Source organism: Massilia cellulosiltytica (assembly GCF_047325105.1).
GTDB lineage: Bacteria > Pseudomonadota > Gammaproteobacteria > Burkholderiales > Burkholderiaceae_D > Telluria > Telluria orientalis.
The window spans coordinates 5,949,587-5,963,839 of record NZ_CP168562.1; the positions used below are offsets into that span (position 1 = coordinate 5,949,587).

Consider the following 14,253-nt stretch of genomic DNA (forward strand, 5'->3'; position numbering starts at 1 on the left):
ATGCGTGGATGCGGGGCAGGTTTCGCCCGGAGAACGCATTAGCCCGCCATTCTACCTTATAATTTACCGATTAAACGCTGAAAAACGGGTGGTTTCGTGCCCATATCAGCCTGTGAGATCGACGGTATTAGAAAGCTTTTATCAGCTTTAGCGCGCCGTTGTCCAAATTTCATTATCTACACACTCATCTTTGAACGCGGTGCCGAACCGCGCCTTTTGCCATGTCCCTGACACTTTCAGACGTAAAACGGATCGCCAACCTGGCCCAGCTCGATATGGACGAGGCCCATGCCGAAATCGCCTTGAACGAGCTGAACGGGATCTTCGCCCTGGCCGACCAGTTGCAGGCTGTCGACACCACGGGTGTTGCGCCGTTGTCGCAACCGCTGGCCAGCGTGCTCGCCCTGCCCCTGCGCCTGCGCGAGGACGTGGTGACGGAAGAAAACCACCGCGACGATTACCAGGCCCCGGCCCCGAAGACCCAGGACGGCCTGTACCTGGTGCCGAAAGTCATCGCCACCGAATAACCCGCAGCGAACGTCGACCATCATGATGCATCAAAAAACCATCAAGGAGCTGTCCGCGCTCCTGCACTCGAAACAAGTCTCGGCGACGGAGCTGACCCGGCACTTCCTGGACCGCATCGCCGCCAGCCAGCATAACGCGTTCCTGGACGTGAATCCGGACCTGTCGCTCGCGCAGGCGCAGGCGGCCGACGCCCGCATCGCGGCGGGCAACGCCGGCCCGCTGACCGGCATTCCCATCGCCCACAAGGATATCTTCGTCACGCAAGGCTGGCGCTCGACTGCCGCGTCCAAGATGCTGGGCAATTACGTCAGCCCGTTCGACGCCACCGTCGTCACGAAATTCGCGGACGCCGGCATGGTCACGCTGGGCAAGCTCAACTGCGACGAATTCGCGATGGGCTCGTCGAACGAGAACTCGGCGTTCGGCGCCGTGAAAAACCCGTGGGACGCGCTGGCCGTGCCGGGCGGCTCGTCGGGCGGCTCGGCCGCCGCGATCGCCGCGCGCCTCGCACCGGCCGCGACCGGTACCGACACCGGCGGCTCGATCCGCCAGCCGGCCGCGTTCTGCGGCATTACCGGCATCAAGCCGACGTACGGCCGCGTGTCGCGCTTCGGCATGATCGCGTTCGCCTCGTCGCTCGACCAGGGCGGCCCGATGGCCCGCACGGCGGAAGATTGCGCCCTGCTGCTGAACGAGATGGTCGGCTTCGACGAGCGCGATTCGACCTGCCTCACGGCCGAGCAAGGCAATGCGCGCGAAGACTTTACGCGCGACCTGAACGCGCCGCTGACCGGCCTGCGCATCGGCGTGCCGAAGGAATACTTCGGCGAAGGCCTCGCCACGGACGTCGAACAGGCCGTGCGCGCCGCGCTGGACGAATTCGTGAAGCTGGGCGCGACCCTGGTCGAGATCTCGCTGCCGAAGACGTCGCTGTCGATCCCCGTGTACTACATCATCGCGCCGGCGGAAGCGTCGTCCAACCTGTCGCGCTTCGACGGCGTGCGCTACGGCTACCGCGCCCCGGAATACACCGACCTGCAGGACATGTACAAGAAGACGCGTGCGCAAGGCTTCGGCAAGGAAGTCCAGCGCCGCATCATGGTCGGCACGTACGTGCTGTGCCACGGCTACTACGACGCCTACTACGTGCAGGCGCAGAAGATCCGGCGCCTGATCGCCGACGACTTCCAGGCGGCGTTCCGCGACAAATGCGACGTGATCATGGGCCCGGTGGCCCCGAGCGTCGCATGGGACCTGGGTTCCAAGGCGAACGACCCGGTGGCGAACTACCTGGCCGACATCTTCACCCTGTCGACGAGCCTCGCCGGCCTGCCCGGCATGTCGATCCCGGTCGGTTTCGGCCAGGGCGAGAAAAATGAAAAACGCCCGGTGGGCCTGCAAATCATCGGCAACTACTTCGCCGAGGCGAAGCTGCTGAACATCGCCCACCAGTACCAGCAAGCCACGGATTGGCATACCCGCGCGCCCGAAGGCGTTTGACGCACTGACATACAAGAGAGAACACCATGCAATGGGAAGTCGTCATCGGTCTTGAGAACCACGTCCAGCTCACGACCAACTCCAAAATCTTCAGCGGCAGCTCGATCAAGTTCGGCGCCGAGCCGAACACGCAGGCGAGCCCTGTCGACCTGGCGCTGCCGGGCGTGCTGCCCGTGATGAACAAGGGCGCGGTCGAACGCGCCATCTGCTTCGGCCTCGCGGTCGGCGCGAAGATCGCGCCGCAGTCCGTCTTCGCGCGCAAGAACTACTTTTATCCCGACCTGCCGAAGGGTTACCAGATCAGCCAGTTCGAAGACCCGGTCGTGCAGGGCGGCAGCCTCACGTTCGCGTTCGAAAAGGACGGCAAGCTGGAGACGAAGACCGTCAACCTGACCCGCGCCCACCTCGAGGAAGACGCCGGCAAGTCGCTGCACGAGGACTACCACGGCATGAGCGGCATCGACCTGAACCGCGCCGGCACGCCGCTGCTGGAGATCGTCTCCGAGCCGGAAATCCGCAGCGCCGCCGAAGCCGTCGCCTATGCGAAGGCACTGCACGGCCTGGTGATGTGGCTGGGCGTCTGCGACGGCAACATGCAGGAAGGTTCGTTCCGCTGCGACGTCAACGTGTCCGTGCGCCCCGTCGGCCAGAAGGAATTCGGCACCCGCTGCGAGATCAAGAACCTGAACTCCTTCCGCTTCATGGAAGAAGCGATCCACTACGAAGTGCGCCGCCAGATCGAGCTGATCGAGGACGGCGGCAAGGTGGTGCAGGCCACGCGCCTGTGGGATCCGGACCGCAAGGAAACGCGCGAGATGCGCACCAAGGAAGACGCGCAGGATTACCGCTACTTCCCCGACCCCGACCTGCCGCCGCTGGCGATCTCGCAGGACTGGATAGCCCGCGTGAAGGCCAGCATGCCGGAACTGCCGGCCGCGATGCGCGAACGCTTCATCGGCGACTACGGCCTGCCGGAATACGACGCGCTGATCCTGACGTCGTCGCAGGCGATGGCCACGTATTACGAAGCCGTCGTCGCCAAGGCCGGCAAGGAAAGCGCCAAGGCGGCCGCGAACTGGCTGATGGGCGACGTGTCGTCCGCGCTGAACCGCGCCGACGTCGCCATCGAGGACTCGCCGGTCGAAGCATCGCAACTGGCCCTGCTGCTGAAGCGCATCGCCGACGGCACGATCTCGAACAACGCGGGCAAGAAGGTCTTCAGCCTGATGTGGGAAGCGCAGTCGGAAGACGAGCACCTGGCCGACACGATCATCGAGCGCGAAGGCCTGAAGCAGATTTCCGACACGGGCGCGCTGGAAGCGATCGTCGACGAGGTTCTGGCCAACAATGCGAAGTCGGTCGAGCAGTACAAGGCCGGCAAGGAAGCCGCCATCAACGCGCTGATCGGCCAGTGCATGAAAGCGTCGAAGGGCAAGGCGAATCCGGCGCAGGTGACCGAGCTGCTGAAGAAAAAGCTGGCGGCGTAATCTCCGTCACGCCAACGAAAAACCGGAGCACGCTCCGGTTTTTTTTCGTCTGCGCTATTGCCCAAATTCGGGGTCAGACCCCATTCCCGCGCAAATTCGGGGTCAGAGCACATTTCGGATCAATGTCCGAAGGTAAAGTAAGCCGCCGGTTCAAGCCGGTAGCGTCGACGTATCCATCGCCACGCATCCGGTCACAGCCGCCGTAAAACTTGTCCCAAAGATCGTGCTCAAAAAAGTGCTCTGACCCCGAATTTCGCCGGAAATGTGCTCTGACCCCGAATTTATTCGTAGCGGAGCGCGTCGATCGGGTCCAGGCGCGCAGCCTGGCTGGCCGGGACGACGCCGAACACGACACCTACGCCGCCCGAGAACAGCACGGACAGCGCCACCGCCCACCACGGCACGACGGCCGGCGGGAAGTCGGGGATCATCGCGGCAATGCCGACGCCCAGCGCGTAGCCGATCACGAGCCCCAGCAGGCCGCCCAGCAGCGACAGGGTGACGGCCTCGATCAGGAACTGCAGCAGGATGTCGCGGCTGCGCGCGCCGATCGCCTTGCAGATGCCGATCTCGCGCGTGCGCTCCTTCACCGACACCAGCATGATGTTCATGATGCCGATGCCGCCCACCAGCAGCGCGATGCCGACGACGCCGCCCATCACGAGCGTCACGGTGCCGCTCAGCTTCTCGAACGATTTCGCGATCTGGTCGGCCGATTCGATCTCGAAATCGTCCGTGTCGTCCAGCTTCAGGCGGTGCGCCTGGCGCATGACCATGCGGATGTGGCTGCGGGTCGCGTCCAGCCGGCCCAGGTCGCGCACGGCGACCGTGATCTGCAGCTGCGGGCGCGTGTTGTTGCCGATGATGCTCTGCCCCGTCTTGAACGGGATGATCATGTAGTTGTCCTGCGACATACCGAAGATCTCGCCCCGCTTTTCCATCACGCCGACGATCTTGAACCACTCGTTCGCGTACAGGACGAATTGCCCGACCGGGTTAGGCGGCAGGTGCAGGTCCTCGATCAGCTTCTCGCCGATGACGGCCACGCGGCGCGCGCCGGCGTCGTCGGACTCGCTGAGGAACCGCCCCAGCCGCGCGTAGCGGCCATTCACTTCCTGGTAGCTGGCCGTCGTGGCGAACACCTGCGCCGTCGCGGACATGCCCGTGAAGCGCACCTCGGAAAAACCGGGCGTGAACACGGGGCTGAGGTTGCGGATGCCGTCCACGCGCAGGCGCAGCTGCTCCACGTCGTCGAAACGCAGGTAGTTCACCTTGCCGCGCATGACCTCCTTGAACTCGTTGTGCGGCCGGACCGTCAGGCCGTTGCCGCCCAGTCCTTCGAACTGGTCGGTGACGCTTTTCGACAGGCCCTGGATCAGCGAGATCACCGTGATCACCGACGCCACCCCGATGATGATGCCCAGCGACGTGAGGAAGCTGCGCAGCCGGTGCGCGCGGATCGATGCCAGCGCCGAGCGCAGGCTTTCGAGGAACAGGTTCATGCCGCATTCTCCGCATCATTCCTCGTGTCCGACACGATGCGCCCGTCGCGCAACCGCACGACGCGCCGGCACTGCGCCGCGATCTCGGGCTCGTGCGTCACCATGACGACCGTCTGCCCGCCCGCATGCAGTTCGCGGATCAGGGCCAGGATCTCTTCGCTGGTGGCGGAATCGAGGTTCCCCGTCGGTTCGTCGGCCAGCAGGATGGAAGGTTTGCCCACGAGCGCACGGGCGATCGCGACGCGCTGGCGCTGGCCGCCCGACAATTCGTTGGGCCGGTGATGCAGCCGTCCGCCGAGTCCCACGCGCTGCAAGGCCTGTTCGGCCAGCGCGAGGCGTTCGCGCAACGGGATGCCGCGGTAGATCAGCGGCTGCGCCACGTTGTCGAGCGCACTCGCGCGCGGCAGCAGGTGAAAGCTCTGGAAGATGAAGCCGATCTCCTGGTTGCGCACGCGCGCCAGTTCGTCGCCGGACATCGTCGCGACCTCGCGCCCGTTGAGCCAGTACGCGCCGCTGCTGGGGCGATCGAGACAACCCACGATGTTCATCATGGTCGACTTGCCGGAGCCGGACGCGCCGATGAACGCGACGAATTCATTGGCCCGGATGTGCAGGTCGACGCCCTGCAGCGCGTGTACGGTCTGGTCGCCCATCGTGTACTGCCGCGTCACGCCCTCCAGCCGGATCACGGATGCGCTCCTTCCGCGACCTTCACATCGGCCTTCTTCGCGACCACGGCATCGCCGTCGTGCAGCTCGCGCAGCAGGCGCGCGGGGCCCACGGCGATCGTCTGGCCCGCCACCACGCCCTTCGTCACTTCCTGGTTGGCGTCGTCCGACAGGCCCAGTTCCACCGTCGTCTTCTTGACCTTCCCGTCCTGCACGACGAACAGGTAGCTGGTGTTCTTCACCTTGTCCTTCGCACCCGGGATTTCCTCGCTCAGCACGGCCTGGATCGGCACCGCGGCGCGCGCCGCGCCGTTGCCGACCACGATCTCGACGCGGCACGTCATGCCGGAGCGCAGCGCGAGCTTCGCGTCGTCGAGGCGCAGCTTGACGACGTAGCTGCGGCCCTGCGTCTGGGCGCCGAGGACGGTCTTCGGCGCCATCGCCACGCTTTCCACGCGGCCCGTCACGGGCTGGTCGGGGAACGCGGCCGGGAACACCTTGGCCTGCTGGCCGACGCCCACGCGCGCGATGTCCGCTTCGTCCACATTCACCTCGGCCATGATGGAACCGACGTCGGCGATCGTCATCAGTGACGATCCCGCGATGCCGGTGGCGCTGGCGACGGCCGTCTCGCCGATCTTGATCGGCACGGCCGTCACGGTGCCGTCGATGGGCGCGCGCACTTCCGTCTTGGCCAGGTGCTCGCGCGCCTGCGAGAGCAGCGCGCTGGCCTGCTCGAGCGTCTCGCGGCTGGCGCGCAGCTCGACCTTGGCGAGATCGACCTGGTGCACGGCGTCGTCGTACTTGGAGATGTCGATGTACTTCGCCTTGTACAGCTGGCCCGTGCGGTCCAGGTTGCGCTGCTGGTTCGCGAGGTTGATCTGGGCGCGCTCGATCGCGATGGCGGCGTTGCGGCGGTTCGCCTCCTGCTGCGCCACCTCGGCCAGGTACACGGTCGGATCGAGCCGCAGCAGGATCGTCCCGCGCTCGACGTGGTCGCCCTCCTTCACCAGCACGCCGGCCACCTTGCCGATGACCTCCGCCGACAGCTGCACCTCCTGGCGGAACACGAGGTTGCCGGTCGCGAGGATGGCCGGGTGGATGGCGAGCTTCTGCACGGTCGCCAGCTCGGCCTCGCGGCGCGTCTGCTTGCCCGCGAACTTCACCGCCACGGGGACGATGAAGAACGCCGCGACGACGGCCGCGCCTATCAGTTTCTTCTTCATGCGCTTATCCGAGGAAGGCGATCTTCGCGGCCCAGATGCCGTAGACGACCACGTGCGGCAGCACGGCGACCGTCACGCAGGCGGCGGTCGAGCGTCCCGTCCACGCCTTCAGGCCAAGCACGGCCAGCGCGATGGACCACACGGACGAGAGGTCGAGATTGGTGGCGAAGCCGAACCAGGGGCTGGACATGGGCACGTGCAGCAGCAGGTAGTTGAGCGACACCATGTTCATGTCTTCCGGCGCCAGGCGGCCGCCCGACGTCAGGATCTGCAGCGCCGACAGGGGCACCGTCAGCAGGCGCGGGATGCTGGTCCAGACGGCGAAGCCGAACCACTTGCCGTAGCCGATGCCGGTGCCCATCACCTTGCCCGCCAACAGGTAGTACAGCGCCACGATGGCGCAGATGAGCGGCGTGCCCAGCACGGCGCCGGCGCCGGAGCTCCACATCATCGTCTTCGGCGTCAGGAACTGCGCCATCGCGGCCCGCGCTTCCGGCTTCATGGGCCCCTGCGCCGCCAGCATGTGCTCGCGGAACCAGGCGAAATCGAGCGACGAGACGTACCAGCAGCTGACGGCCAGCGTCAGCAGGATCAGGACGAGCAGCGGGATGAAAGGGCGAGGCTTGTCCTTCAGCCGTGCGAAGGTGGGCGAAGGCGCGAGGATGACGTTTCCGATGTCGAAGAGCGGCTGCGTGGCCATGTGGACTCCCTGGTTATTGTGACCAGGTAGCACCCGCCACCCGGTGCCAAGCAGTCTAGGGTGTTTACGCCACGAAAAACTCACCAATTGTCATGACAACGGGGGCACGCCCCAATTTATACGCGGCGTTTACATCGCTTCCAGCAGGGCCAGGGCCTGCGTCCTTGCGGCCGCCCGCAGCGAGCGGCGCAGCGCCGCATCGTCCGTCGTCCGCGCCAGCACCATCCCGCCCACACACAGCGCGACGATGGCCTGCGCGCGCTGCTCGCCGTCCGCTTCGTGCGCGAGCGCGCCCGCGTACACGTGCACGAGATTGCGGATCAGCTGCGTGTACGCCTTCTGCGGCGACAGCCCCGCGCGCGCGACGTCGCCCGGCAATGCATACAACGGACAATGCGCCTCGATGTTATCGAACACTTCGTCGCTCAGGTAGATGTCGACCAGCATGCGCGCCAGTTCGCGCGGCGCGGGCGGCGGCGAGTCCTTGAAATCGGGCTTGAACGGGTTGCATGTGCTGAAGCTGGCGACGGCCGCCGCGTACAGATCGTCCTTGCTGTCGAAGTGGTGATAAAAGCCGCCGCGCGTGAGGCCGGCCTCGGACATCACGCGGTCGATCGACACCTGTTCGAAGCCATGGCGGTTGAACAACCGGCGCGCCGCATGCACGATGCGTTCGCGGGTCTGGGCCTTGTGTTCGCTACTGTAGGGCATTCGCGTCTCCTTTCGAGAACGGCATTATGCGCGTATTCACATTATGTTCTTGAACATATTATGTGGCCGCGTATTCTGGTTTCCATTCACCACAAGGAGACGACACATGTACACGCTGACCACCTTCCGTTCGGTTCCCTCGTTTGCCGTGGGCCACGTGCGCGACTTGCGCGTGCGCTGGGCCCTCGAGGAAGCGGGCCAGTCCTACGACCTGCGCCTGATCGGCCTCGAGGACAAGGAATCGCCCGCCTACCGCCGCGAGCAGCCGTTCGCCCAGGTGCCCGTGCTGCACGACGGCGACCTGGCGCTGTTCGAAACCGGCGCGATCCTGCTGCACCTGGGCGAGCGCCATCCCGTCCTGCTGCCGCGCGATCCGGCCGCGCGTGCGCAGACGACGATGTGGATGTTCGCCGCGCTGAATTCGGTCGAGCCCTACGTGGGCAACCTCGCCAACCTCGTCGCGTTTTCCATGGACCAGCCGTGGGCCGAGGCGCAGCGCCCGGTGCTCGAAGAGATCGCGCTCAAGCGCCTGGGCCAGGTGGACGACTGGCTGGAAGGCCGCACGTATCTCGCCGGCGAATTCGGCGCGGCCGACATCCTCATGACGACCGTCGTGCGCCTGCTCGACGGCATGGGTTATGTCGAGCGCTTCGCCCGCCTGACGGCCTGGCGCGACCGGTGCACGGCCCGTCCCGCCTATCGCAAGGCGCTGGCGGCCCAGGTGGCGCAGTACGTCGTCGAGCCCGCGGTCGCCTGATTCAATCGGTCACGGGTACCAGCGGTATCGTGGCCGCTCCGCGCCGGCGCGCGATGTCCGACGCGATGCCGGCGCGGATCGCTTCGAGCCGGCGGTCGTCGCGGTACAGCAGGTTGTAGCTTTCGAACGGGACGAGGCGGCCGTCCGGCAGCGCGAAGTGGATGCACGATTTCTTCAGCGCGCGCACGTCCAGCGAATACGCGTCCATGAACTGCACGATCAATACGCGGAACACGTTGTCGTAGCGGAGCGCGGATGGCGCGCTGACGAGCGGCAGGCAGCACATCAGTTCGGACAGGCAGTTGGCCTGCGATTCCGGCGAGTGGTTCGTCGAGAACAGGTCAAAGATGCGGTCCTTCACGGCGCCGTGCAGCGCGGGGTCGCGTTCGAACACGATCGTGTTGCCGCTGCCTTCGACGAGCGTCTGCGGATCCAGCCAGCGCGTCAGCGGCACGGTGCCCTCTTCCGTCTTGATCGCGTACGCCATCGCCAGCGTGTCCGGATTGCACGGCACGGGCACCACGTCCTCCAGCGTGAACAAGCCGCTTTGCTCGGCGATGCGGCGGCGGATCTCCGACACCGTCAGGCGGTGCAGACGCGGATCGTAGTCTTCCACGCGGCCGGCATCCTGGATCGGCTGCAGGGTCACGCCGCGCACGCAGGGCTGCTGCAGGGCGAAGTCGATGATGTCTCCGATCTCGCCGTCGTTCAGGCCTTTCTTGAGCGTGACGACGAGCGTCGTCGACAGGCCCACTTCATTGAGGTTGTCGAGCGCCTGGCGGCGGATACGCGTGAGGTCGGCGCCGCGCAATTCGCGATGCACCTCCGCGCGCAGCGAATCGAATTGCAGGTAGACCTCGACGCCGGGCGCGTAGCCCGCGAGGCGCCGCACGAATGCCTTGTCCTGCGCGAGCACGATGCCGTTCGTGTTGATCATCACGTGCCTGATGGGGCGCGCTTTCGTGGCGTCGAGGATGGCCCAGAACTGCGGATGCAGGGTCGGCTCGCCGCCGGACAACTGCATCACGTCCGCCTCGCCCTCGTTGGCGACGACGGCGTCGAGCATGCGGATGACCTCTTCCAGCGGGCGATGGCGTTCGCGGTGCGTGCCGCTCTCCGCATAGCACACGGGGCAGTTCAGGTTGCAGTTGTCCGTGATCTCGACGACGGACAGGCACGAGTGCTGCATGTGGTCCGGGCACAGGCCGCAGTCGTACGGGCAGCCGTACTCCATCTTCGTGTTGAACTGCTGCGGCATCTCGGGGTGCTTGACGAAGACTTCGCGGCACAGGCGGTAGTACGCGACGTCGTCGCTGACGAGCACGCGCTCGGTGCCGTGCGCGCCGCACCATTTGTCCATGTAGACCTTGTCGTCCTTGAACACGATCTTCGCTTCGACTGGATGCAGGCAGGTCGAGCAGACGGAGGTCGTCGTGTCGTAGAACAGATAGGGGCGGGTCTTGCGGGTCATGGGAGCCCCTTGCGCGGCGGCGCGGGATAGTCGCGTTCGGACGCCGCGACCTGGCGGCGCAGGTCGTCGGCCAGGCGGTCGGCGGCGCCGACCATATCTGCAGGAAGCATGGCTTTGGCGCCTGCGACGGCCGCGGCGTTGCCGGTCAACGTCAGCAGCGCCAGCGCATCGATGCGCTCTGCGGAGGAAGCGCGATCTGCTTTCGCCTCCCACGACAGATAGTTCACGTCTCCGCCGCCGCAATGCAGGATGTTGCGCGCCCGCCAGAGCCGGGACTCGTCGGCGCGGCCGGCACGGGCCAGCAGCTGCGCGGCCCGCAGCGCGGGCTCGACGCGAAACATGTCCGGTCCGGGCTGGACCACGCAAATTTTGGTGGCGGCACGCTGCAGCAGGACGATGCCGCGCGCGCGATCCCGTGGGTTGGCACCGAAAGGTTCGTAGCCGCCCCACGACCTCATACCGCCCAACATCTCGCCCAACAGCGCCTGGGCCGGGGCGTAGTCCTGCGCGCTCGCCTGCTCCAGCAGGTCCCGCGCACGCGGCACGTCCGCCTGTTTCCGGTCCCGCGTCGACACCAGGGTATACGCGAGTGAGGTGCGCGCTGCCGGGTTGCCCGCCGCGGCAGCGCCCGCCAGCTCGGCGATGCGGCGCTGGCGGGCTGCTTCCGCGTCGCGCTGCTGACGCTCATAGCGGTTCTTGTTGACCGCATCGATCGCGACGCAGCCGGTGCCGCCGATGAAAGCGAGAGCCAAAATCAGCATCCCGCCGCGTGCGCGGGAATCAGCGAAAAGAGTCATGTACGGACAAGCTCCCGTGACTGGAGGAACACGAACGGCAGGTAGCACACCAGCGCCGCGATGCACACCCACTGGATGCCCGACAGCCCGAACGCATACGCATACGGCACCGGCTTGATGCCGTCCACGACGAGGCGCCAGGCCAGGTAGGACGCGAGATACAGCTTGAACGCGAGCCCGGGACTGCGCGCGAGCGGCGCGCGCCAGCGCCACAGCAAGCTGCCTACGCCCAGCACGAACAGCATGTCGTAGACCTGCGTGGGATGGCGTGCGATGCCGTCGCCGAAGTCGACGCCCCACGGCAGCGCGGTCGGCACGCCGTACGTCCCGTCGTTCAGGCCCGCGAGGAAGCAGCCGATGCGGCCGACGATCGTGCCGGCGACGAGGGGCAGGATGAACTGGTCGCCCGTCGAGCGGCGGATGCCCGTGAGCTTCTTCGCGATCTCCACGCCGAGCAGGCCGCCCAGCAGCCCGCCCACGATCGACTGGCCCGACGCGATCAGGCGCCAGTCCGGCACGGTGCCCTGCCACAGGTGCGGCATCTCGATCCAGAACACGAGCTTGTTGCCGATGGCGGCGCCGAGGATGCAGCCGACGACGACGGCGAAGGAGCCCGGCTGCAGCAGCGCGGGTTGACGGGCGCGCCGGCGCTGCCAGCGGTACAGTTGCACGCCGCCGGCGAGGGCCAGCCATTCGAATACGAGATGGACCGGTTGCGCGGTCGCGGCGGAAAGCGCGGGACCGTTCATGCGCCGCCGGGCGGACGCTTGCGCCACAACCTGACGACAATCCAGCCGCACACGAAGGCGATGCCGAGCCCGATCAGGCCCAAGACGAGCGCGACCGACGAGAAGTTCTCGGGCCCGGGCGAGGACAGGCCGGCCAGCCCGCTGAAAGTGCCGGCGGCGCCGCACAGGCCGAAGCCCGCGAGCGCCAACGAGAGAATGGCAGTCAGAAAACCGCGCGCGACATTGTTCATGGCAGCTCCCAAATAGTTGCCGCCATTACATCACAGTCCGCGGGTTCAGGCCACGCCGTATTGCTGGCGGTACGCCGCCACGGCGTCCTTGTGCTGGGCCAGCGACGGATCGGCTTCCAGGTAGCCGAACAGGTCGGCCAGGCTGGCGATCGAGATCACGGGGATGCCGTAGGCCTGGCTGACTTCCTGCACGGCCGACAGCGGCGACAGCACGCCGTCCTTGCCGCCCCGTTCCATGCGGTCGAGCGCGATCAGCACGGCGGCCGGTTCGGCGCCGGCGGCGCGGATCATCGCCACCGATTCGCGCACCGAGGTGCCGGCCGAGATCACGTCGTCGATGATGACGACCTTGCCCGCCAATTTGGCGCCGACGATCGTGCCGCCTTCGCCATGGTCCTTGGCTTCCTTGCGGTTGTAGGCGAACGACGTGTTGCGGCCTTTCGCGGCCAGCGCCACGGCGGTCGCGGAGGCGAGCGTGATGCCTTTATAGGCCGGGCCGAACAGCATGTCGAATTCGAGGCCGGAGTCGAGCAGGGTCTGGGCGTAGAAATCGGCCAGCTTGCCGAGCGTGGCGCCGTCGTGGAACAGGCCCGCGTTGAAGAAGTACGGCGACTGGCGGCCCGCCTTGGTGATGAACTGGCCGAACTTCAAGACTTCGGCTTCGACTGAAAACGCAATGAACTGTTGGCGCAGATTGTCCACGACACGACCCTCGAACTGTGAAAACCGGTATTGTAATCCGCCCCGCCCCCGCCCGCGAAGCCGGTATTCCACCACCCGCGCGAGACGGTGCAGGCGCCGTTCCGTGCGCGGCGCCCGCAGCGCCCGGCCGACCATGGCGAGGAATGCGTCCTCGGCGCGGCGGATGCCCTCCAGTTCGGCCTGCATGCGCACATGTTCGGTCGTGTCGCGCACGAAGCAGCGGGTGTAGCGCAGGCGGCCGTCCTCGAAACAGGCGTTCGAGCGGATCACCACATGCCGGATCGAACCGTCCTTGCAGCGCAGGCGCGCTGGCTGGTCCAGCACCGTTTCGCCGGCCGCCAGCCGCGCCAGCATGTCGGCGGCGATGGCCGGATCGGCGTGGAACCGGGCCGCGTTGTGCCCGACGTATTCTTCCCAGCGGTAGCCGAGCATCTGCAGCTCGGCCTTGTTGGCCCACAGGATCGTGCCGTCGGCGCCGACCTGGTGCAGTCCTTCGGCCGCGTTCTCGACCATGTCGGCGAACTCGCGTTCGCGCCGCAGCAGGTCGCGCTCCGCCTGGCGCCGCCGCGCCGCCTCCGCGTGCAGCGCATGCACTTTCTGCTCGAGCCGGACCAGGTTGATGTCGACGGGTTGCCCGGACGGCAGCGGCGCCGCCACGTCGGCGCAAGCGTGGTCGTGCCCCGCGCAGACCTGGCGGAACACGTGCGCCGCGCCGGACGATGGAAACAGGGTCCAGGGATAGGCGCAGAACAGCGAGAAATCGAGCTTGCGCGCCAGCTCGTTCCACAGCCGCTCCAGGTGCAGGGCCGCGTCGTAGCGGCCGCGCGCGCACAGCAGCGCCACCATCTCGCCGAACGCGTGGACGGGCGCGCCGCCGGCGCAGGCTTCGGCCACGATGCGGCCGACCTCGTACTCGAAACGTGCGCGGTCGGGCCAGCCGTCGACCATCAGGCGCGCCAGGGTCGTTTCGGCGTCGAGCCACGTGACGTCGCGCGACGGCGGGGCGGAGCGCCCTTCCGCCCGCGCCAGCTCGTCCAGGCGCCGGCGCAGCGCATCGGTGTGCGCGCCGGTAGCGATGACGATGCCCCGTCCCCGCGCCCGCAAGGCCCGCTCGATGAAGGACGCGACCTCGTCGAGCAGCGTGTCGCCATCGTCGTAGAAACGCACGAAATGCCCCGTCTTGCCGTGTTTGCCGGACAACAGGTCGTCGGTCTTGATCAGCATG

General features: G+C 66.7%; 14 protein-coding genes and 1 pseudogene. 4 read left to right on the top strand and 11 right to left on the bottom strand.

Features of this window, described 5'->3' with window-relative positions; genetic code table 11:
* The first annotated feature begins 221 nt into the window (after positions 1-221).
* The 3 genes from gatC to gatB are packed head-to-tail and all read left to right on the top strand — an operon-like array spanning position 222 to position 3,515.
* Positions 222-527, top strand: coding sequence for an Asp-tRNA(Asn)/Glu-tRNA(Gln) amidotransferase subunit GatC (gene gatC / locus ACEN9H_RS26075; protein ID WP_056122198.1), 306 nt, complete (start codon positions 222-224; stop codon positions 525-527).
* A 25-nt stretch (positions 528-552) separates the two neighbouring features.
* Positions 553-2,028 (top strand): Asp-tRNA(Asn)/Glu-tRNA(Gln) amidotransferase subunit GatA, encoded by a 1,476-nt coding sequence (gene gatA, locus ACEN9H_RS26080; RefSeq protein WP_371765967.1) that lies wholly within the window; start codon positions 553-555, stop codon positions 2,026-2,028.
* 26 nt (positions 2,029-2,054) lie between these two features.
* The gene (gatB, locus tag ACEN9H_RS26085) at positions 2,055-3,515 is read left to right on the top strand and encodes an Asp-tRNA(Asn)/Glu-tRNA(Gln) amidotransferase subunit GatB (protein ID WP_413672614.1); all 1,461 of its coding nucleotides are present in this window, start codon (positions 2,055-2,057) and stop codon (positions 3,513-3,515) included.
* 281 nt (positions 3,516-3,796) lie between these two features.
* Here gatB and ACEN9H_RS26090 read toward each other — a convergent pair whose 3' ends face one another.
* The 5 genes from ACEN9H_RS26090 to ACEN9H_RS26110 all read right to left on the bottom strand — a co-directional run bounded on the left by ACEN9H_RS26090 (position 3,797) and on the right by ACEN9H_RS26110 (position 8,322).
* A complete protein-coding gene (locus tag ACEN9H_RS26090; RefSeq protein WP_413672615.1) occupies positions 3,797-5,017 on the bottom strand; it encodes an ABC transporter permease in 1,221 nt (406 codons plus the stop codon).
* On the bottom strand, positions 5,014-5,706 hold the full coding sequence (locus ACEN9H_RS26095) for an ABC transporter ATP-binding protein (RefSeq protein WP_200948755.1): 693 nt from the start codon (positions 5,704-5,706) through the stop codon (positions 5,014-5,016). The genes ACEN9H_RS26090 and ACEN9H_RS26095 overlap by 4 nt, the downstream gene beginning before the upstream one ends.
* A complete protein-coding gene (locus tag ACEN9H_RS26100) occupies positions 5,703-6,911 on the bottom strand; it encodes an efflux RND transporter periplasmic adaptor subunit (RefSeq protein ID WP_056122188.1) in 1,209 nt (402 codons plus the stop codon). Before ACEN9H_RS26100 ends, ACEN9H_RS26095 begins: the two co-directional genes overlap by 4 nt.
* Positions 6,912-6,915: 4 nt before the next feature.
* Complete coding sequence (locus ACEN9H_RS26105) at positions 6,916-7,611, bottom strand: YIP1 family protein (protein ID WP_413672616.1); 696 nt, start codon at positions 7,609-7,611, stop codon at positions 6,916-6,918.
* Between the two features lie 129 nt (positions 7,612-7,740).
* Positions 7,741-8,322: a TetR/AcrR family transcriptional regulator gene (locus ACEN9H_RS26110; protein WP_056122182.1), complete on the bottom strand. Its 582-nt coding sequence runs from the start codon at positions 8,320-8,322 to the stop codon at positions 7,741-7,743.
* A 106-nt stretch (positions 8,323-8,428) separates the two neighbouring features.
* Here ACEN9H_RS26110 and ACEN9H_RS26115 point away from each other — a divergent pair, with 106 nt between their 5' ends.
* A complete protein-coding gene (locus ACEN9H_RS26115) occupies positions 8,429-9,079 on the top strand; it encodes a glutathione S-transferase family protein (RefSeq protein WP_413672617.1) in 651 nt (216 codons plus the stop codon).
* 1 nt (position 9,080) lies between these two features.
* On the opposite strand, the gene ACEN9H_RS26120 is transcribed toward ACEN9H_RS26115, so the two are convergent.
* The 6 genes and pseudogenes from ACEN9H_RS26120 to ACEN9H_RS26145 all read right to left on the bottom strand — a co-directional run.
* Positions 9,081-10,550: a radical SAM protein gene (locus ACEN9H_RS26120; protein WP_413672618.1), complete on the bottom strand. Its 1,470-nt coding sequence runs from the start codon at positions 10,548-10,550 to the stop codon at positions 9,081-9,083.
* Positions 10,547-11,347 (bottom strand): hypothetical protein, encoded by an 801-nt coding sequence (locus ACEN9H_RS26125; protein ID WP_413672619.1) that lies wholly within the window; start codon positions 11,345-11,347, stop codon positions 10,547-10,549. Before ACEN9H_RS26125 ends, ACEN9H_RS26120 begins: the two co-directional genes overlap by 4 nt.
* On the bottom strand, positions 11,344-12,096 hold the full coding sequence (locus ACEN9H_RS26130) for a prolipoprotein diacylglyceryl transferase (RefSeq protein WP_413672620.1): 753 nt from the start codon (positions 12,094-12,096) through the stop codon (positions 11,344-11,346). Before ACEN9H_RS26130 ends, ACEN9H_RS26125 begins: the two co-directional genes overlap by 4 nt.
* Positions 12,093-12,326: a hypothetical protein gene (locus tag ACEN9H_RS26135; RefSeq protein WP_413672621.1), complete on the bottom strand. Its 234-nt coding sequence runs from the start codon at positions 12,324-12,326 to the stop codon at positions 12,093-12,095. The genes ACEN9H_RS26130 and ACEN9H_RS26135 overlap by 4 nt, the downstream gene beginning before the upstream one ends.
* Positions 12,327-12,371: 45 nt before the next feature.
* Entirely contained in the window at positions 12,372-13,028 is a 657-nt protein-coding gene (gene pyrE, locus ACEN9H_RS26140) for an orotate phosphoribosyltransferase (RefSeq protein WP_371831806.1), read from the bottom strand.
* Between the two features lie 183 nt (positions 13,029-13,211).
* Positions 13,212-14,252, bottom strand: a pseudogene (locus ACEN9H_RS26145) (MEDS domain-containing protein); the annotation flags it as partial.
* Between the last annotated feature and the right edge of the window lies 1 nt (position 14,253).

Coding starts and splice junctions, on each gene's coding strand:
- ACEN9H_RS26130 (WP_413672620.1), bottom strand. CDS start 12,096: ATGAACGGTCCCGCGCTTTCCGCCGCGACCGCGCAACCGGTCCATCTC.
- ACEN9H_RS26120 (WP_413672618.1), bottom strand. CDS start 10,550: ATGACCCGCAAGACCCGCCCCTATCTGTTCTACGACACGACGACCTCC.
- ACEN9H_RS26090 (WP_413672615.1), bottom strand. CDS start 5,017: ATGAACCTGTTCCTCGAAAGCCTGCGCTCGGCGCTGGCATCGATCCGC.
- gatC (WP_056122198.1), top strand. CDS start 222: ATGTCCCTGACACTTTCAGACGTAAAACGGATCGCCAACCTGGCCCAG.
- gatB (WP_413672614.1), top strand. CDS start 2,055: ATGCAATGGGAAGTCGTCATCGGTCTTGAGAACCACGTCCAGCTCACG.
- gatA (WP_371765967.1), top strand. CDS start 553: ATGCATCAAAAAACCATCAAGGAGCTGTCCGCGCTCCTGCACTCGAAA.
- ACEN9H_RS26110 (WP_056122182.1), bottom strand. CDS start 8,322: ATGCCCTACAGTAGCGAACACAAGGCCCAGACCCGCGAACGCATCGTG.
- ACEN9H_RS26105 (WP_413672616.1), bottom strand. CDS start 7,611: ATGGCCACGCAGCCGCTCTTCGACATCGGAAACGTCATCCTCGCGCCT.
- ACEN9H_RS26115 (WP_413672617.1), top strand. CDS start 8,429: ATGTACACGCTGACCACCTTCCGTTCGGTTCCCTCGTTTGCCGTGGGC.
- ACEN9H_RS26125 (WP_413672619.1), bottom strand. CDS start 11,347: ATGACTCTTTTCGCTGATTCCCGCGCACGCGGCGGGATGCTGATTTTG.
- ACEN9H_RS26100 (WP_056122188.1), bottom strand. CDS start 6,911: ATGAAGAAGAAACTGATAGGCGCGGCCGTCGTCGCGGCGTTCTTCATC.
- ACEN9H_RS26135 (WP_413672621.1), bottom strand. CDS start 12,326: ATGAACAATGTCGCGCGCGGTTTTCTGACTGCCATTCTCTCGTTGGCG.